This window comes from Paenarthrobacter sp. NPDC089988, from assembly GCF_044748465.1.
In the GTDB taxonomy this organism is placed as follows: domain Bacteria; phylum Actinomycetota; class Actinomycetes; order Actinomycetales; family Micrococcaceae; genus Arthrobacter.
The window spans coordinates 49,056-66,735 of the sequence record NZ_JBIVGD010000018.1 but is presented as its reverse complement, the minus strand read 5'-3'; the positions used below and the strand labels follow the sequence as shown (position 1 = coordinate 66,735).

The following is a 17,680-nucleotide window of genomic DNA, read 5'->3' as shown; positions in this document are numbered from 1 at the left end:
CGCCCAGTACCCAATGATGCTGGAGTCAAACGCCCGACGGCGACCTGCCGCCGTCGGGCGTCAAGGCCTGTTGCCGCCGCGCGTGGTGAAGTAAGTTGCTGGAATGGACGACACATACCAAGTCATTGTGGTTGGTGGCGGATTTGCTGGCGTTGCGGCAGCCAAGGAGCTGGGGCGCAAGGGCGTAAGGGTCCTGCTGATCGACTCAAACAACTACCATCAGTTTCAGCCTTTGCTTTACCAAGTGGCCACCTCGCAGATCGGCGTCTCGGCCATTGCGCGTCCGTTGCGCTCCGTGTTCCGTCGCTTCAAGAGCGTCAAGGTCCTGACAGCCAAAGTCGCGTCCGTAGATACCGCCGGGAAAACCGTGACCATCGAGGACGGCCGGACCTTCGAAGCTCGGATCCTGGTTCTCGCCGTTGGCGCTGTTCCCAATTTCTTCAACACCCCCGGGGCCGAGCAGTACGCCTACCCGCTCTACTCCGTCACTGACGCCACGAAACTAGGCACAGGGCTCACCCGCCTCCTGGACAAGGCCGACCGTGGCTCCGAGGGCATGGTGGACGTGGTGGTTGTGGGCGGAGGGCCCACTGGCGTGGAAACAGCCGGGGCGATGGCCGAGAACGTCAAGTACGTGGTCCGGAAGTATTTCTCGCCTGAACTGGCAGCCCGTTGCCGGGTGCACCTTGTGGACATGGTTCCGGTGGTCCTGAACGCATTCTCGAAGAAATCACAGGACTACGCGGCCGACCATCTGGGGAAGGTGGGGGTTCAACTGCACATGGGTGTCGGTGTGACGGAAGTCCGGGCAGATGGCGTCTCACTGGCCGATGGCACGTTCATTCCCGCGCAGATCGTGGTGTGGGCCGGCGGCTTGAAGGCCGGCGACCTCATCTCCGGCTCGGGCCTTGCACAGGGGAGGGGCGGGCGGATTGACGTCCGTCCGGACCTGACCGCGCCAGACGTTGATGGTGTGTATGTGCTCGGCGACGCCGCCAACATCACCGACGCTGCCGGGAACAAGCTGCCCCAACTGGGTTCGGTGGCCCAACAAGCGGGCAAATGGGCAGCAGGAAACGTGCTTGCGGACCTGAACGGTGGCACCCGCAAGCCTTTCCATTACGTAGACAAGGGCTACATGGCAATGGTGGGACGCGGCGCAGCGGTGGCCGAGCTTGGCCGTAAGCGTCTGCAGTTGCAGGGCACCTTCGCCTTCCTGTCCTGGTTGCTGGTGCACCTGGCGCTGTTGTCCGGCCTGCAGCAGAAAGCCCGCGCACTGTTTTCCTGGCTCAACGGGTATGTCCTTCACAGTCCCGCGCAGGTGGTGGTCAGTGGGCCGGTGGACAAGGAGCCTGATGCTTCTGGTTCGTCTGGGGTCTCTGGTTCGGAAGGGTCGGGGTCCACCGGGTAATAGGCTGGGGGAGAACCCCGAGCGAGGAGCACCATGTCACTGAAGGATCGTCTCAAAGCAGACGTCGTTGAACACATGAAAGCCGGCAACAAGACCGCGCTGACCACTGTCCGCAATGTGCTGGGCGAGATCACCACGCGTGAGAAGTCCGGTAAGACCCCCGTGGACCTGGACGATACGCAGGTGACGGCGCTGCTTCAGAAGGAAGCCGCCAAGCGCCGCGACACGGCCAAAATCTACACGGAAGCCGGAGAGAATGACCGTGCTGCTGCCGAAGTCGCCGAGGCCGAGATCATCGAGGCCTACCTTCCCAAGCCGCTCACGCGCGACGAAGTCGAGGCGATTGTTGATGGGGAGATCGCGGCACTGAAAGCGGACGGACAGGAACTTTCCATGCGGTCCCTCGGGGCTGTGATGAAGCCCGTGACGGCCAAGGTCGCGGGTCGTTTCGACGGCAAGACCGTCAGCGAAATCGTGCGTTCCCGCCTGTCCTGATGACGTGCGCGGGGCTGCTGAGCGTCAACCGGCGCCAAGCAGTCCCCGCAGCGTGTCAGCATTCCGCACGGCGTTCCCACCGCCGTCGTTATTGAAGTACGCGAACACATCCCTGCCGGTGCCGGTCCACTCACGGATCCGGTCTGCCCACCAGTGCATGTCATCACCCGAATAGGAGCCGCCATAGAGGTGCTGATGGTCCGGTCCGTGCAGGCGGATGTAGACGAACGGCGCCGTGGCATTCAGGATGCACGGCAGGTTTGCGCCGCTCATGATGCAGTAGGCGGCCTGATGGCGCTCCAGGATCGCATAAACGTCAGGATGGTTCCAGGACTCATGCCTGAATTCCACGGACACCCGGATCCAGTGGGGAACGGCTGTGAGGAAGTAGTCGAGCCGCGCGTCGTCGCGGGCGAAGTCCGGCGGGAGCTGGGCGAGCAGGACCGCCCGTTTGTCACCCAACTCGTGCCAGCACCGAGCGATCCGTTCCAGCCAGACCTCCGGAGCGTAGAGCTTCTTGCCGTGGGTGAGACCCCGGGGTGCCTTCACGGACATGGCGAAGCCGGGTGGAAGCCGGTCGCGCCAACCTGCAAACGTGGTGTCCCTTGGCCAACGGTAGAAGCTGGCGTTCAGCTCGACTGTGCTGAACCGCTCCACATAGGCTTGCAGCCGCTTGGCTGTAGGCAGCCCCGGCGGGTAGAGCACGTTGGTCCAATGGTCGTAGCTCCAGCCGGAAGTGCCGATGTGGATGGCCATGGTTTGGATGGTAGTGGCTCTTCGTGGTTTATCCACAGTTTGTCTTTGCTCGTTTGGTGCTGGTGCTGGTGCCTCCTTTACGCCCGCATACGTGTCGACACTAGTCGCTGTTCTTCCACTAACCCCGAAGCCCATGCGGACTCGTATCAGTCAAGGGTGCCGAGACGTGCAGAGTTTGTATGTGACGGGTTTCGCGCCCTCAGGAGCGGCTGCCGAACAATTTCTTGCCAATCCGTGACAAGACTCCGGATTCCAGGGACGGATCGATAATTGTTGGTTCGACGGAGAAGTCCGTGCCGCGGTCAGTGACAGGACGGCGCCGGTTCTTCCAATCAACGGACTTGAATTCCGGGTTGTAGATCGGCGGCGTCACGCCCTCCGCGCGAAAGATGTCCCACATCCACGAAGGGATGTTGTCCACGGTTCGCGGGTAGGCGAGGAGTTGTTGGGCCCATGCCTGCGCTCCAGCTGGCTCACCACCCGGTGGCCAGTGTCCCTGGGCATCCCTTTCAACTCGTTCTTCATCGTACAGATCCAGAATTCCCGGCCTGTCGGGATATACATGAACTTCCGCCGTCGTCCAGGTTCCTGCGCCAATCGAATAAGCTCTTATGCGGCATTCATCAAGCCATACATTGAGGGCAGCGTCCGAGAAACCATCCGAGTCCGTTCTGCCTGTGAAAATTACTTTATTGCCAAAAATCATATGCCCATATCCGAGGGTGTTGGATCCTCGATGAATTAGAATATGGACAACTTCTTCCATTCCGGTTGCAAAGCCATTGGGACCAAAAGCTTCATTGCCTAGTTGCCGCAGGCCGGACTGGACAAAAGGGTCATTGCTCATATCGGTCTGGGCCACTAGTTCCTACTTTTCATCGGCAACATTATTGAAAATTCTCTCATACGGTTTTTCGCTGCCGAAGTAGAATTTCAGTTTGGCCCTCTCGGGCAGGCCGGTCCTAACGGGCTCTAACAAGTCTAAGGACCAGTGTAAATCGACCGGGCTTCCGGCCTCCATTGTCGACTTGACTCGGCGGATTACGTACATCTCACTCTCATGGAAATTCGCTGTGTCGGGTGTGCCTTTGATCCGGTTCTGGCATTCATGCTGGGGAACAGCCCGGGTTTCTCGCCGATGGCTTCGGCAACGACGTTGCAGGCGTTTCATGCCCGCATACGTGTCGACATTAGTCACTGTTCTTGCACTAACCCCTAAGTCCATGCGGACTCGTATCGGTCAAGGGTGCCGAGACGTGCAGAGTTTGTATGTGTCGGGTTTCGCCCCTCAGGAGCGGGTGCCGAAGAGTTTCTTGCCGATTCGCGACAAGACACCGGGCTCCAGAGCGGGATCGATGACGGTGGGTTCGACGGAGAAGTCAGTGCCGTGGTCAGTGACGGGGCGGCGCCGGTTCTTCCAGTCAACCGACTTGAATTCCGGGTTATAGATCGGGGGAGTCACGCCCTCGGACCTGAAAATGTCCCACATCCAGAGTGGTATGTGGTCGACTGTTCTTGGAAACGCAAGCAGATGTTCAGCCCAAGAATCGGCGTCGGCTGGCTCGCCGCCCGGAAACCAGCCACCACCTGGCATAGTTTGGAGGTGTTCTTCGTCGAAGACCTCTAATTCACCTGGCTTGTCCGAATAGACTCCAATCTCAGCTGTTGACCAAGTGCCTTTGCCAGGGCTGTAGGATCTTTCGCGGAGCTCTGCCAACCACACATTCATCGCTTCGTTTGAGAAGTCTTCGTGGCCGGATCCCATGCCGCGCTTGCCGTTGGCCGATTCAATCCAGCCCCAGCCCAAGGTGTCCGAACCGCGGAATACAAGAATGCGGCTAACCTCGTTCGCGTCCGCCGCGAACCCACCATCGCCGAAGGCCTCATCTGTCAAGCGTCGCAGACCTTCAACGACAATGGGGTCGGAGGCTACCGGGTAGCGGGTCATCTTGGGCCTACCTCTTAGTATTCGTGTTGTTGAACTGGCGTATGAATCTATGTGCTGGGTCGAAATAGTATGTCAGTTTAGCGGCGGAGGGGACTGCGGGTGCCTTTCCGTTTACAAGTTCCATCTCCCACGTGAGGTCGACACCGTGGCCAGTCTCCAAGCGGTCTCTTACTTCGCGAATATCGGACATCTCTGGGACATGAAAGTTGTTCAATTTCGAATCGTTCGGGACGCCCTTGCCGCGGTTTTGCCATTCGTGGTGGGGAAGAGGCCCGCCTTTTCGCCGATGAAGCCGAGGGCGGAGGGGCTCGCGTGGCCGCCGTCGTAGCCTGGGCCGCCCAGCCGACCGGTCTTGATCTGCTGGTAGCCGTTGCGGTTGGAGTTCCCGGCGAGTGGAGACGATGTGGTCCATTGCCGATGCAAGATGGGCGTTTTGATCCATGACGAGTGTGAAGGTGTTTTGTAAGCCGCCGTCGACTTCGGCAACAACGTTGTAGGTCACGTTCGGCATGGGCTTCATCAATTCCGGCGACCACGCATTTATTACGCCCGCGTAGGTGTCCTCCCTGGTCACTTTGCCTGTACTAACCCTTAGTCCAAGTGGATTCGCACGGCCTAGGATGCCGACACGTGCAGACTTCTTGTGTGCCGGGTTTCGCCCATCAAAAGCGGGTGCGGAAGAGCTTCTTGCCGATTCGTGGCAGGACACCGGATTCCAAAGACGGATCAATGACGGTGGGTTCGACGGAGAACTCGGTGCCGCGGTCAGTGACGGGGCGTCGCCTGTTGTAGTAGTCCACGGTCTTGAGTTCGGGGTTGTAAATAGGCGTGGTGACACCTTCCGCCCTGAATACGGTCCACATCCACTGAGGAATGTTGTCTACCGTCCTTGGGAATGCGAGTAGCTCTGATCTCAGCGTGTCAGCGTCCGATGGATCATTCCATCCCGACGCAGCAAAGAGTCCATCCGTGAGTATCTCTTCGTCAAAGACTTCAAGACGACCAGGGGCATCCGGATAGAGAAAGACACTATGGCTCACCCATGTGCCGACGCCCGGGGAGTAGCAACGCGACCGGACTTCAAGTAGCCAGTCATCAATCGTTTCTGTGGAGAAACGATTGGAGAAGTCCAAGAAATCCCATTGTGAGCCGCGCCGAACGTCTTCGCATCTCCGCGACATACTCTGCTGGATCACCGAGGTGCTCACGAGCTCCTGGGCCTTATCGCCAGGGCCGCCTTCCCTGAAAGCCTCAGCCTGTAAATGCTCTAAGCCTTCGGCAACAAAGGGGCTAACAACCACCGCGCTGCTTCTCACGTTGTCACTAATCCCTCGGAAGATTGTTGAATCTTTGCGTCTTTAGCGGACCGCCACCGAAACGATGGTCAAGCGTCAATCGAGGTGGTAGACCCGGGGTTGGACTTGGAGTCACTCCCATTTCCCAGTCCAAATCTACCGTTTGCCAGCTGCAAGGCGCTGCTTCACTTGTTTGAAGATGTCAGGTTCGATCTTTCCGAAACGGACCTGATCGATGGGATCGCCGACCCCGCGGCTATGCCACATTTCGCATCCGCCAAGGATGCCGAAACGTGCAGAGTTTGTATGGGTCGGGTTTCGCCCCTCAGGAGCGGCTGCCGAAGAGCTTCTTGCCGATTCGTGACAAGACGCCGGGTTCAAGGGACGGGTCGATGACTGTTGGTTCGATGGAGAAGTCGGTGCCGCGGTCAGTGACGGGGCGTCGCCGGTTTTTCCAGTCAACGGACTTGAATTCCGGGTTATAGATCGGGGGAGTCACGCCCTCCGCGCGGAAGATGTCCCACATCCACGAAGGGATATTGTCCACGGTTCGCGGGTAGGCGAGGAGTTGTTGGGCCCAAGTGGCGGCATCTGCCGGTTCACCACCCGGATACCAGCGTCCGTTGGTCATCCTCTCAAGGTGTTCCTCATCGAAGATGTGCAGTCGTCCGGGTTGACTCGGGAACACATGAACTTCTGCTGTTGTCCAGGTTCCAATACCGGGAAAGTAGGCCCTCGTTCGACACTCATCCAGCCAATCGTCGAGTGCTTGAGTCGAAAAATCCTCGTCGAAGCTGTTGTTTTTGTATGTCGTCTTACCTTCAGTAACCACATGACCGTAACCAAACGTGTGTGTCCGGTAATGAACCAAAACGTGGACTACCTCATCCGTCCCGAGGGCAAAACCTGAGGAACCGAAAGCTTCATCCGCCAAGCGCTCAAGGCCCGCAACGACAAACGGATCGGAATTAATTCTCAAAGAATCCACCACTTTAGCCTACTTCGGGCTCGGAAAGGTTGTTGAATCTACCGGAGATGGATCGTTGTCCGGCGAAGGTGTATTGCAACCGTGTGCGTCCTGGTACGCCAATCCTAGGGCCCGGTTCGAGTTTCAGTTCCCATGTGAGGTCCACTGGCTCGCCGGACAGCAGTTGGCGTTTCACTTCGGTGATGACCTTCATCTCGGCCTTATGGAAGTTGTTGCTTTCATTGATCTCATTGGGTGTGCCTTTGATCCGGTTCTGCCACTCATGCTGGGGGAAGAGGCCCGCCTTTTCTCCGATGAAGCCGAGGGCTGAGGGACTGGCGTGGCCGCCGTCGTAGCCTGGGCCGCCCAACCGACCGGCCTTGAGTTGCTGGTAGCCGTTGCGGTTGGAGTTCCCGGCGAGCGTGGAGACGATGTGGCCCTTTGCCGAGGCAAGATGGGCGTTTTGATCCATGACGAGTGTGAAGGTGTTTTGTAAGCCGCCGTCGACTTCGGCAACAACGTTGTAGGTCACGTTCGGCATAGGCTTCATTAGTTCGGGTGACCACGCGCGTTTCACGCCCGCGTAGGTGTCCACCCTGGTCACTTTGCCGGTTTCGTCGGTGTAGTACTTCTCGATGGTTGCGGTGTTGACTTCGCCGGTGTTGTCCTTCATCAGACGCCGGTTTTCAATGACGTACTCGGTGTTGGGCTTGAGGTTGGTGCGAGCGGCGAAGTTTTCCTTGCGGTGGATGGGGAATTCGATATCGCCGTGCCGCAAGGTCACGGTCTCGGTGATGTGCTCTGGCTTAGGGAACTTCGTCTCCATGGTGGAGGTGAATGTACTTGCGGGTGCGTGGGTCCCGGATGTCCTTGGCGGGGTGAACGCGGGCTGGTGGTTCTCCTTGATTGAACCCGCGATGCTGTCCAGCCTGTCGGCCAATGCGGTGTGGCCGCCGGTGCGCATCAGGACGCCGTCGGGATTGGGAATCACCGCTGCGGAGAAGGCCTCGTCCATTCTCCGGAGACCGTGGGCAGCGCCAGAAAGGCTGTTGGCGGCCGTGTTCTTCACACCGGAGACCAATCCGTCCTGCGCCTTGGTGACAAGGTTCCAACTACCCACGCTGGCCTTGGTAAGCGCTCCCTGGACCTTCGCAGTGGTGTTGGGGGCAAGGATGTCGGAGACTTTCAGAGCCAGGGATCCGGGCTTGTCGAGGAATTGGCCGGTCTTGAGGAGCACGCTGGACGTGGCACTCAGCCTGGCAGAAAAGGCCGCCAAGCGTGCACTGTCCATCGTCGCGATGCTCAGGTGTTCGGCAGCGAGCCCTGCCTTGCTGGCCAAAGTCCCGCCCTTCACCGCTGCGCCGGCCCCGACGCCGATAACCGTGCTGCCGATGTTGAAAGTGGCACCGCCGATGGCCCAACCGACGTTGGTTTCACCATCCTTGAGATGGATGAACGCGGAAGGAAGGGAACCAAAAAGGTCTTGTGCTTCCCGGATCTTTTGACCCTCGCGCTTTTGGTATTCCTTATCGTCCAAGTGCCAGAGCGAGGCGATCAGGGTCCCCGCTGCCCCAGCCATGGCATTTATGCCGCCATAGGTAGCATCACGTTTGTCTTCGTTGGTCCATGGATTGAACGACCAGACGCCGTCGACCAGTTCGACTGCGCCTGCACCGATGCCCTGCATCAGTCCCAGGACATCGTGAGGCCGGTACACGACGGTTTTATTACCCCAGGGACGTTGCTCGTCATGTTGGATTCCAAAAAACGAACCTGCGTCGTAGAGGATTTCATCCACCACGCTTCCGGACCGAAGGTCGGACTCCTCGGGGAGGTCCACCCGGTGAACCTGTCCGCCCGAGACTTCAGCCAAGGACGCTGCGCAAGTGTTCTGGGCGGCGAAGTACTCAGAGCGGATGACCTCGACGTCGGAAGACAACCGATTTCGTCGCGTTGTGAGGTCTGAGTCACCAGTCCAGTGTCGCTGCTCGTGAGTGGTAATTTGCTGACCACCCTGGGTAATGGTCGTTTTTTCAACAGACGTTGGGAACGCGTCGATGTCGGCGTCCAGGGCGTGCACGGCCCGGCCGTAGGCCTCCAAACGCAGCTTCAAATCCCTGCAGACGCCGGAGAAGGTCTCGAGTGCTGCGGCTGTGGAGCTCGCAGTGCTTTGTACCCGCTGCGCGGTCGGAGTCAGGTGGTCGAACGCCGACAGCACAGTGGCGGATTCATCGGCGATGTAATGGGCCGAGAGTCCCCGCCACGCTGCCGTGGTGTTGGTGAAACTGACAAGGTAGTCGTCTGCGTGCTGACGCAGTGACTTGGACGCGGTATCGAGCGAATCAACATCCGGGAGACGAAAGCCTCCGGAAGGATCCAGCCCGGAGGAGCCTGTCTGGACGCACACTTCAGGGGTTAGAGCCATCTGTCCTATTCCTTCAACGCCGGCACCGGACCGCCGTGCACGGGAGCGGGTGCGGTGGTCTCGGCCAAGGCGGCGTTGCGTTGTGCAGCGCTGGCCATGGCCAGGTCCCCTTGCTGGTAGAAGGCCAGGGCCTTGGCGGTGGACGTAAGGATGGTCTCGGACCGGCCCACCACTTCTCCGGCGGACGGTGTAAGCCCGAGGACCACTACGTCGTTGAGTGCATTGAGGACCACTGCAGCGTCACCTGGGATCGACGCAGCGGCCTGCTCGAGTGCTTTGCCCATCCCCTCCAGCGAGGGTTGCGAAGCTTCGACGTGGGAGGCGGCTGCCTTCAGTGTTGAGGCGGCGCCGGCCGTGTCGATGTTCCAGACAGCCATCAGAAATCCGGTGGGTCAGCCGATGCCTTGCACGGCGTTCCGTGCGGCGGTCGCAGCGGTGGTGGCGGTCTCGTCGGTCTGGGCGAGGGTGGAGCGGACCAGCGCAACGATGGCCCGTACTTCGGAGGCGGCAGAGGTCCAGCGGGCTTCGACTGCCTGGTATTCGGCGTCGACGCCGTCGGCGCGGAAGTCGGCCATAGCGTGGTTCACGTCCTGCTGCCGGGCGGTGATGAGGTTCTCCAACTGCGCAGCCAAAGCCTGGATGTCGGACTGGACCTGGGCGGAGACGTTCGTGTCGTAGGCAATGCGGCTCATGATGGCTTAGGCCCTTCCCTGGAAGCGTGCGGCGTCGAAGTTCGCGGAGCCCTCCGAGCGGCGGGCCGTATCGGAGGCGGCGATGTCGCCTTGGGTGAAGGCGGTGTCCATCCCGGACTGGCCCTGCACGATCGCACCCAGTGCGGTGTTCAACTCCGAGGCGACCAGGTCGGAGCGGTTCTTGAAGGAGTCGAACGCGGCCTTGCCTGCGCCGCTGAACTTTCCTTCCAGCGGGGTGACGGCGTCCACGAACCGGCGCACCAACGCACCGAGGTCCTGGTGCGAAGCATCCGTTTGCTTACCCAGGGTGGCGAGTGTCTGCGCACCCATATCGAAAATAGCCATGAGGTCCCCCAATTGAAGACAGTTCTGTTCCGCTGAACCAGCGGACGACCTTAACCAGCATGGTGACAAGCGTTGTTTATGTCCAGTCGATGAAGTAAACATCATCCATAAACATGATGACTTAATAGTCATACGGCTGGATTTCCACAGCCCGGGTTGCCTTGACTTGCGCTGGCGGATCAATGGCGGGATAGGTTTAAGGGCTGTGGCACCGCAGCTGAGCGGTGGCCGCGAGGATGCCCGAATGGGGGAGTGCACTTGGCTGAAGACTACGATTCCCGTCTGCTGGAGTCTGCACGCGTGCGCAAGCACAGGCTCGATGACGCGCTGTTGTTCGGGCAGAACCCGCAGGAACGCACCTACAAGTCCGCTACCGCCAGGCTGATGCAGTCGCTACTGATTGCCGCGCTGATCGCGGCCGTTTGCGTCGGCTTCAGCTTCGTCCAGCACCTCCTCAGCGAGCAAGCAGCCCAACAGCCTCCGGCGTCCTCAGCTACAGCCGTGACCATGACCGAAGGGACCGTATGAGCACCGCCCTCAGCAGGGTGACGGTGATGGCCGCGCACCGTCACTTGGACCTGAGACTTCCCTCGGATGAACCCATAGCAACCCTGTTGCCGCAGATCATCGCCATGATGGCGGACCCCAGGGATGCTGAAAACCAGCAATTGCCCGGAAGCCTGCAGGTGGTGACCACCTCGGTCCTCACAACCAGCCTCGGCTCCACGCTGGAAAGCTCCGGTTCTCTTCGCGAGGCTGGAATCCAGGACGGCTCGGTGCTCTACCTCCGCGATGAGCGTGACGTACCGGCCGCCCCCGACGTGTACGACGTTCCTTCGTTTGCCGCGGACTCGCTGGAACGCATGCAGGCGTTGTGGAAGGGGCGGCTGAGGACCGTGGGCTTGTCGGCGGTCTCCGCCCTGCTCTTGGCTGCGGCGGCCAGTTCGTTTGTACTGCTGCTTCGTTCCATCGGAAATAGCACGGCAGCCCTGACCGGCATCGCCATTGCCGCCGCACTCATGGTGGCAGGCGCTGTGCTTGGGCGGACCCGCTCCACCCCGGGAGGCCTGTCCCTGCTGACGGCCGGTCTGGCCACTGCGGCCGCCACGAGCTCAATCGTGGTTCCGTTCGCAACCGGTTCGCTGCTCTTCGCAGGGGCCTTGTTCCTTGCCATGGCAACAGGAGCGTTGGCGACAGGAAAATATGTTTCGCTCCTCTCCAGCGCGGGATTGCTCCTTGGCCTGGGTGGTTTGTGGGCCGTCCTGGGCCTCGTGACGCGGGACCAACCCCTCTCCGCCGGGATCGTGGGGATCCTGGCAATCTTCGCGCTGGGCATTGCGCCCCGGTTGGCAACAGTGCTCACGGGACTCGGCGCCCTGGACGACGACCAGCGCCAAGGCAAGCGAATCACCCGGAACACCACCCTCGATGCCATCCACGCTGCCCATGCCACACTGACCGGCTGGACGCTGACGGCGGCGGTCGTCGCAGGAACTGCCGCACTGGTTGTGGCGACGGCGCGGGACAGGCCAGTGTGGGCCGTCCTCCTCTCGGTGTCGCTGCTCGGGGCTTTGACGTTCCGCGGCCTGGCGCTCCCGCTGTTTGCGCAGCGTGCCGGTGTTTACGTCGCTGCCGCAGGAGGTTGCTGGGGTGCCGCGTATATTTTGGCTGTAGCCGCCAAACAACCCTTCGTGCTGGCCGCTGCGGCGGCGGTAGCCCTGCTCGTGTTGCTTGCTTCGATGCTCACGGTCCGCGAACAGACTGCCGCCAGTCTTCGCGTCGTCGCGTCGCGCCTTGAACTGATCTGCATCCTCGCCGCCGTGCCGCTGGTCCTGGGCCTCTCAGGCGCCTACACACAGTTGGGACATACCTTTGGCTGAACAACCACGCACCGGCTTCCCGTTCCAGGAACCGGGCGGCAAAAGAACACGCACGACGACGGCGGGCGGCTTTCCGGGTATGGCTGGCTCTCCTGCGAACCGGCTTGCGATAGACGCCGCACCCGGCCCCTCAACAGCCGCCCCGGCTTCGCCGCCGCAATCAGCCGCGGCGAAAGCAGCCCCCTCATTCCCGCCCCTCGCCGCGCCCGGTTCGCTGCCGCCGTCGGGCGTTGCTCCTTCCGCACCTGCCAGCCCGACGAAGGTGCCCCGAAAAGGCGGCGATACCTGGTGGGAACGGGTTCGTTTCGAGGTGACCGATGCCGTGACCTCCGGATCGTTGTCCGAGCGGTTGATCCGGGCGAGTTCGGCCGTGGAAGCTCCCATCACCACCGGGCGCCGGGTGGTGGTCCTGGGAACGGCCGGGGGAGCTGCCACATCCACCGCGACGGCGTTGCTCGCAAAGCTCCTGGGTAGCATCCGCCAGGAACCGGTCATGGCCGTGGATGCCACGGACCTCCACGGCCGTCTCTTGAAGTACCTCGGTGTTGAGGAAACGGCCTTGCTGTCTGACTTGATGCGGCAATACACGGCCCAACCCGTCAGGACATTGCCGGATGCCGTTGCTGCCGCCGGAAGCAGCGGAAGCAGGGTGTTCGCGGTGGGACGCGGGGACGTGCCCGCCATGGCTGATGCACCGATTGGCCTGCAGGAATGGACCGACGTCTCGGCCACCCTCTCGCGATTCATGGCCGTCACGATCGTCGACGGCGGCGCCTCGCCTTTCTCACGTCACGCCGCCGCACTGCTGGGCAGCGCGCACGCAGTGGTGGTCGTTTCGCCTGCGGACGCGGACCCGTCAAGGCTGCAGGAGCTGAGGGAGGACCTGCTGGGCTCCTATCCTGACGTCCAACAGGTGCCCGTCACGGTGCACTCGCGGCAAGGCCACGGCGGTGTGCTCGCCGATGGTGTGCTGCCCTTTGACCGGCACCTCTCCGCCGGAGGAACACTTCAGCTTGGCGGGCTCGGAGCGCGCACCAGGGTCGCGGCCACCGAACTCGCCGGCAGGGCACTCATGGCCGCGAACGGGGCGTGACCCCATGACCACCCGCCTGGTTCACCGCCCTGCCCGGACCACGCTCCCGGAACAATCGCCCGAAGCCGCGGTCATTGATGCACCTCCCCAGCTGGCCAGCGGTGCCGGCGGAATGAACCTGCTGGCCTTGGTACCCATGCTCGGCGCGGCCACGTCAGTCACAGTGATGATGTTGTTCCGTGGTTCGTCCCTGGCCGGGATCGGTGCGCTCATGATGGTTGCCACTGTGCTGGCTTCCGTGGTCCTCATGTTCTCGCAGCGCGGCAAGGCCACCCGGCAACGGGCTTCCAAGCGCAGGCTGTACATGGACTACCTGCGACGCCGCCGGAGTGATTTCGAGGCAGATGAACAAGCTGCCCGGGCCAGGGCAAACGCAGCCCACCCGCGGGCCGACGTACTTGTCCAGGCCGTCGTGAACCACCCACACCGGCTGTGGGAACGGCGACGGACAAGTCCGGACTTCCTCGTGACCCGCTTTGGAACGGGAAGCGTGCCCCGCCGCAGGATCACCATCCAGGACAGCGGAGACGCCGTCGAACGGCCCGATGCCTTCATGCTGTCCGAAGCTGAGCAGCTGCGTGGGCGGTTCGCCGCCAATCCGGATATGCCCCTGACCTTGCCACTGGCCGCGGCCTCTGAAATATCGATCGTGGGGGACAGGGCAACGGCGCTCGACATCTGCCGCAGCCTGCTGTGCCACCTCGCGTCAGCGCAATCACCGGAGGACGTTGAGCTGGCCATCCTGGCCGGGAACAACGAGGCCGAGGATTGGGAGTGGGCCAAGTGGCTGCCCCATCTGCAGGACCGCGGATCGCTGCGCCGGGCGTCGACTCCTGCGGAGCTGGCTGTTCTCCTCGAAGGTCCCCTGGCCGCCCGCTTGGCCGTCATGAACAGTGCAGCACGCAATTTCCAACAGGTGGCTCCTGACGCCCTGCCCCGTTTGATCGTCATCTCGGATCGTCCGGGGCACAACGCCGCCGCCCTTCCCGGAATGCCGTCGGACATGCCTGCGGCCAGGCTGGCCGTCACCCGGATCCATCTGCTGGCCGAACAACAGCAGGAGCCGGAACGGGTGGATCTACGGCTGCGGGCCACTCCCGACGAGGTCACCCTTGAATGGACGGCCACGGGCCAGACCATCCGGGGCACAGCGGACAAAGTCCCGGCGGTGGTGGCCGACTCCGTGGCCCGGGCGCTCGCTCCACTGCGGCTGTCCGAACTGTCCCACGAATTCGGGGAGCACAGGTCCTCGCGGAGCTACGCCGAAGCCCTGGGCTTGGGCGATTACACCGTTGGGGAAATGCTGAACCTCTGGAAGACGCCACGGGGTGCTGACTTCCTCCGCGTGGCCATCGGTGAGGACGAGGACGGCACTCCGGTGCACCTTGACCTGAAGGAACCGGCCCGGCAGGGCATGGGACCGCATGGACTGTGCGTGGGTGCCACGGGCTCGGGAAAGTCGGAGTTGCTGCGGACCATAGTCCTCTCCTTGATCGCGACGCATCCGCCGGAAGACCTGACCATGGTCCTGGTGGACTACAAGGGCGGCGCTACTTTTGCGCCTTTCGAGCAGGCGCCGCATGTCTCTGGGCTTGTCACCAACCTGGTCAGCGACGCGGGCCTCATCGACAGGATCTACTCCAGCCTGGCAGGAGAAGTGAAGCGTCGGCAGGAGCTGCTGAAGAACGGCGGCGACTTCGCACACATCAACGATTACCGCGAGGCCCGGAAACGGCATCCCGACGACCCTGCGCTCGCGGAGCCGATGCCCTACCTGTTCGTGTGCATCGATGAGTTTGGCGAGCTCCTCACCGCCCGAGCGGACTTCATCGACCTCCTGCTGTCCATCGGCAGGATCGGGCGGTCCATCGGCATCCACCTGCTCCTGGCGTCGCAGAAAGTGGAACATGGCATGCTGCGCGGCCTGGACACCTACCTGGCCTACCGGATCGCCCTGCACACCAACTCGGAGATGGAAAGCCGCACCATCATCGACGTCCCGGACGCCTACCACCTGCCCAGCACCCCCGGCCATGGCATCCTCAAGGTGGATACCTCGGTGTTCAAGCGGTTCCGCGCAGCTTACGTTTCGGGTCCCTTGCCTTCTGCTGACAACGACGCCGGCAGCTTGGTTCCCGAGGCTGTCCCCGTCCGTACATTCCGCTTGTCGGGTGACTCAACCCCGGCGCTTTCCGTACCGGCGGTGGCTACCCCTGCGCCGTCATCGCCTGGCCACTCCGAGTCCCGTGACGCTGACAGCGCAACCATCCTTTCCGCCGTCGTGGGTTTCGCGGCCGGGCAACCGCGCTTGACCCCGCCTGTGTGGTTGCCGCCGTTGCCCTTCGCTGTCTCCCTGTCCGGGATCGGTGCGTCCTTGGACCTCACGTCCACGGGACCACGGCTGGCCCAACCCCGGTACCTGAGCCCCGCCGTCGGGATCCTGGACGACCCCGCCCGACAGTGGCAGGGGCCGTGGCACTTGGACCTGGCCGGCCGCGGTGGCAACCTGGCCGTCCTTGGCGCCCTGCAAAGCGGGAAGTCGACGGCGCTGCGTACCATCGCGGCGTCGCTGGCGCTGAGCCACAGTGTGGGGGAGGTCAACCTTTACGCGGTGGACCTGCTGGGAAACTCGTTGGCGGGACTGGCCGAGTTGCCACACTGCAGTGGTGTTGCCGGCAGGGGGAACCGGGAACTGCTGCGGCGAACAGTTGAAGAAGTCCAAAGCTTGCTCAACGCCCGGCAAACCGTTTTCGACCGGCACAAACTCGACTCGCTCCACGCCATGCGGACCATGCGGAGCCGGGGAGCGTTGCCGGAACTGAGCTGCACCGACGCTTTCCTCTTCATCGACGGGTTCGGCAGCCTGGGCTCGGAGTTCCCCGAGCTTGAAGAAGCCGTGGACGACGTCATGATGCGTGGCAGCACTCTGGGCGTTCACGTGGTTGTCAGCGCCCGGAACTGGTCCGACATCAAGATGAACCGGCAGTCGCTGCTCGGAAACCGGATTGAACTGCACCTGACCGATCCGGCCGACTCGATGGACCGCAGGCTTGCGGGCAGTATTAGTGCGGATCGCCCGGGCCGGGCATTGACCAGGGAAAAGAAGATCGGCCACTTCGCACTGCCGTCGTTGGAGACCGAACCTGACCGCGACAATGCCGGGCAGGAACTGGCCGCCCTTGCTGGCACGCTCCGGCAATATGCTTCCACGAGCGCTGCGCCCGTGCGGGTCCTGCCCCGCCTGGTGGGTCTGCCCGGGGACCATGACGCGGCGCCAGGCACCATTGCGCTGGGGGTCAGGGAGCTCGACGGCGGCACGGAGAACCTTGAGCTGTTCGGCACGGACAGGGGAGCCATAGTGGTGGGTGACCCGGAGACCGGCCGCACCAACCTCCTGCGGAGTGCCGCAGCCCAATTGATGGCCACCCACAAGCCCCGTGACTTGGTGTTTGCTGTCTTCGACCCGCGCCAGCAGTTGCAGGGGTTCATCCCGGACGACTATCTGGGCGAGTACGCGGCCAACAGCCACCGGGCCTCCGAACTGGCCGTCTACCTTTCAGACCAAGCCAAGGAGCGGCTGGGCGACGGCTCCAAAGAACCCCTGCGCAAGCCCAGAATCGTGCTGCTGGTGGACGACTATGACATCCTCGTAGCCACCGGCAACCAACCGCTCCACGCGCTGGCCAGCTACTTGCCATCCGGAGCGGATATTGGCTACCACGCCATGGTCACCACAAGGACCACTGGGAGCAGCCTGTTGATCCATGACACCTTCATCGCCGGAACCAGGGCGTCCGGTGCTCCCGTGATCATGTTCTCGGGCGACCGCAGCGAAGGAGCGGTGGCCAGTGGCGTCCGGCCCGTTTCCCTGCCAACCGGCCGGGCAAGGGTGGTCCGGACCGGTCGCCCACCAACCACCATCCAGTCTTTCCACCACAACGAGTCTTTCCACTACAACGAGGTACAAACCCATGAGCTATGACTTCCACCTGATCTGCGAAGAAGATCCGCGGAAAGAGCGCTTCGCTTATGCCGCGGGGGAGTTCGAGAACAAGTTCACCTATGAGAAAGCCAAGGATTCCCAGGACCTGATCCTGAGCCTCGCTGGAGAAGCCTTGGCCCTCATCACCGAGCCAATCCCGGTTCCGCAGAGCGAGCTCCGTCGGCTCTTCGGCGACGACGTAGCCGCGCAGTTGGGCGGGCAGGGCTGGGTTTCCGACGTCAACATCCCTCTTGACAAGGAAGATGCTGAATCGGTCCGGGCCTTTCTGATGATCGCCGTGATCGGCACCAAGGGCGTGCTGATCGATCCCCAATCCCAGCAGGTGATCAACGCGGACTGGGGATCGTGAAACCGGCGCCGCTGCTTACAG

The 17,680-nt window shown here is 62.0% G+C and carries 17 protein-coding genes; 7 read left to right on the top strand and 10 right to left on the bottom strand.

Translation table 11 applies throughout. From position 1 onward, the window contains the following. Positions 1 to 103: 103 nt before the first annotated feature. Together ACIPV6_RS18955 and ACIPV6_RS18950 are read left to right on the top strand one after the other, a co-directional pair. Positions 104 to 1,411 carry an NAD(P)/FAD-dependent oxidoreductase gene (locus tag ACIPV6_RS18955; protein ID WP_400272366.1) on the top strand — a complete coding sequence of 436 codons (1,308 nt, stop codon included), beginning with the start codon at positions 104 to 106 and terminating at the stop codon, positions 1,409 to 1,411. 33 nt (positions 1,412 to 1,444) lie between these two features. Continuing rightward, positions 1,445 to 1,906 (top strand): GatB/YqeY domain-containing protein, encoded by a 462-nt coding sequence (locus tag ACIPV6_RS18950; RefSeq protein ID WP_397323265.1) that lies wholly within the window; start codon positions 1,445 to 1,447, stop codon positions 1,904 to 1,906. Positions 1,907 to 1,930: 24 nt separating this feature from the next. Here the strand turns inward: ACIPV6_RS18950 and ACIPV6_RS18945 are convergent, their stop codons facing one another. The 10 genes from ACIPV6_RS18945 to ACIPV6_RS18900 form a co-directional block, all read right to left on the bottom strand. Further along, positions 1,931 to 2,662: a DUF72 domain-containing protein gene (locus tag ACIPV6_RS18945; RefSeq protein ID WP_400272365.1), complete on the bottom strand. Its 732-nt coding sequence runs from the start codon at positions 2,660 to 2,662 to the stop codon at positions 1,931 to 1,933. A 199-nt stretch (positions 2,663 to 2,861) separates the two neighbouring features. Beyond that, positions 2,862 to 3,524, bottom strand: coding sequence for a hypothetical protein (locus ACIPV6_RS18940; protein ID WP_400272364.1), 663 nt, complete (start codon positions 3,522 to 3,524; stop codon positions 2,862 to 2,864). 426 nt (positions 3,525 to 3,950) lie between these two features. Then, positions 3,951 to 4,556 carry a hypothetical protein gene (locus ACIPV6_RS18935; protein WP_400272363.1) on the bottom strand — a complete coding sequence of 202 codons (606 nt, stop codon included), beginning with the start codon at positions 4,554 to 4,556 and terminating at the stop codon, positions 3,951 to 3,953. Between the two features lie 264 nt (positions 4,557 to 4,820). After that, positions 4,821 to 5,033, bottom strand: a complete 213-nt coding sequence (locus ACIPV6_RS18930; RefSeq protein WP_400272362.1) for a hypothetical protein — start codon at positions 5,031 to 5,033, stop codon at positions 4,821 to 4,823. 239 nt (positions 5,034 to 5,272) lie between these two features. Further along, positions 5,273 to 5,473: a hypothetical protein gene (locus ACIPV6_RS18925; RefSeq protein WP_400272361.1), complete on the bottom strand. Its 201-nt coding sequence runs from the start codon at positions 5,471 to 5,473 to the stop codon at positions 5,273 to 5,275. Positions 5,474 to 6,230: 757 nt separating this feature from the next. Further along, a complete protein-coding gene (locus ACIPV6_RS18920; protein WP_400272360.1) occupies positions 6,231 to 6,893 on the bottom strand; it encodes a hypothetical protein in 663 nt (220 codons plus the stop codon). Positions 6,894 to 6,897: 4 nt separating this feature from the next. After that, the gene (locus tag ACIPV6_RS18915; protein WP_400272359.1) at positions 6,898 to 9,297 is read right to left on the bottom strand and encodes a hypothetical protein; all 2,400 of its coding nucleotides are present in this window, start codon (positions 9,295 to 9,297) and stop codon (positions 6,898 to 6,900) included. 5 nt (positions 9,298 to 9,302) lie between these two features. Further along, the gene (locus ACIPV6_RS18910) at positions 9,303 to 9,674 is read right to left on the bottom strand and encodes a DUF6507 family protein (protein ID WP_400272358.1); all 372 of its coding nucleotides are present in this window, start codon (positions 9,672 to 9,674) and stop codon (positions 9,303 to 9,305) included. A 15-nt stretch (positions 9,675 to 9,689) separates the two neighbouring features. Then, a complete protein-coding gene (locus ACIPV6_RS18905; protein WP_400272357.1) occupies positions 9,690 to 9,989 on the bottom strand; it encodes a pore-forming ESAT-6 family protein in 300 nt (99 codons plus the stop codon). A gap of 6 nt (positions 9,990 to 9,995) precedes the next feature. Next, a complete protein-coding gene (locus ACIPV6_RS18900; RefSeq protein WP_400272356.1) occupies positions 9,996 to 10,334 on the bottom strand; it encodes a hypothetical protein in 339 nt (112 codons plus the stop codon). Between the two features lie 258 nt (positions 10,335 to 10,592). Between ACIPV6_RS18900 and ACIPV6_RS18895 the strand changes: the two genes are divergently transcribed. The 5 genes from ACIPV6_RS18895 to ACIPV6_RS18875 are packed head-to-tail and all read left to right on the top strand — an operon-like array spanning position 10,593 to position 17,659. Continuing rightward, positions 10,593 to 10,862, top strand: a complete 270-nt coding sequence (locus ACIPV6_RS18895; protein ID WP_400272355.1) for a hypothetical protein — start codon at positions 10,593 to 10,595, stop codon at positions 10,860 to 10,862. Beyond that, the gene (locus ACIPV6_RS18890; protein WP_400272354.1) at positions 10,859 to 12,214 is read left to right on the top strand and encodes an EsaB/YukD family protein; all 1,356 of its coding nucleotides are present in this window, start codon (positions 10,859 to 10,861) and stop codon (positions 12,212 to 12,214) included. Before ACIPV6_RS18895 ends, ACIPV6_RS18890 begins: the two co-directional genes overlap by 4 nt. After that, on the top strand, positions 12,207 to 13,307 hold the full coding sequence (locus ACIPV6_RS18885) for a hypothetical protein (protein WP_400272353.1): 1,101 nt from the start codon (positions 12,207 to 12,209) through the stop codon (positions 13,305 to 13,307). Before ACIPV6_RS18890 ends, ACIPV6_RS18885 begins: the two co-directional genes overlap by 8 nt. 4 nt (positions 13,308 to 13,311) lie before the next feature. Further along, entirely contained in the window at positions 13,312 to 17,289 is a 3,978-nt protein-coding gene (eccCa, locus tag ACIPV6_RS18880; protein WP_400272352.1) for a type VII secretion protein EccCa, read from the top strand. After that, positions 17,279 to 17,659: a hypothetical protein gene (locus ACIPV6_RS18875; protein ID WP_400272351.1), complete on the top strand. Its 381-nt coding sequence runs from the start codon at positions 17,279 to 17,281 to the stop codon at positions 17,657 to 17,659. The genes eccCa and ACIPV6_RS18875 overlap by 11 nt, the downstream gene beginning before the upstream one ends. Positions 17,660 to 17,680: the final 21 nt, after the last annotated feature.

Coding starts and splice junctions, on each gene's coding strand:
- ACIPV6_RS18925 (WP_400272361.1), bottom strand. CDS start 5,473: ATGTGGACCGTATTCAGGGCGGAAGGTGTCACCACGCCTATTTACAAC.
- ACIPV6_RS18955 (WP_400272366.1), top strand. CDS start 104: ATGGACGACACATACCAAGTCATTGTGGTTGGTGGCGGATTTGCTGGC.
- ACIPV6_RS18950 (WP_397323265.1), top strand. CDS start 1,445: ATGTCACTGAAGGATCGTCTCAAAGCAGACGTCGTTGAACACATGAAA.
- ACIPV6_RS18905 (WP_400272357.1), bottom strand. CDS start 9,989: ATGAGCCGCATTGCCTACGACACGAACGTCTCCGCCCAGGTCCAGTCC.
- ACIPV6_RS18875 (WP_400272351.1), top strand. CDS start 17,279: ATGAGCTATGACTTCCACCTGATCTGCGAAGAAGATCCGCGGAAAGAG.
- ACIPV6_RS18910 (WP_400272358.1), bottom strand. CDS start 9,674: ATGGCTGTCTGGAACATCGACACGGCCGGCGCCGCCTCAACACTGAAG.
- ACIPV6_RS18945 (WP_400272365.1), bottom strand. CDS start 2,662: ATGGCCATCCACATCGGCACTTCCGGCTGGAGCTACGACCATTGGACC.
- ACIPV6_RS18915 (WP_400272359.1), bottom strand. CDS start 9,297: ATGGCTCTAACCCCTGAAGTGTGCGTCCAGACAGGCTCCTCCGGGCTG.
- ACIPV6_RS18900 (WP_400272356.1), bottom strand. CDS start 10,334: ATGGCTATTTTCGATATGGGTGCGCAGACACTCGCCACCCTGGGTAAG.
- ACIPV6_RS18890 (WP_400272354.1), top strand. CDS start 10,859: ATGAGCACCGCCCTCAGCAGGGTGACGGTGATGGCCGCGCACCGTCAC.
- eccCa (WP_400272352.1), top strand. CDS start 13,312: ATGACCACCCGCCTGGTTCACCGCCCTGCCCGGACCACGCTCCCGGAA.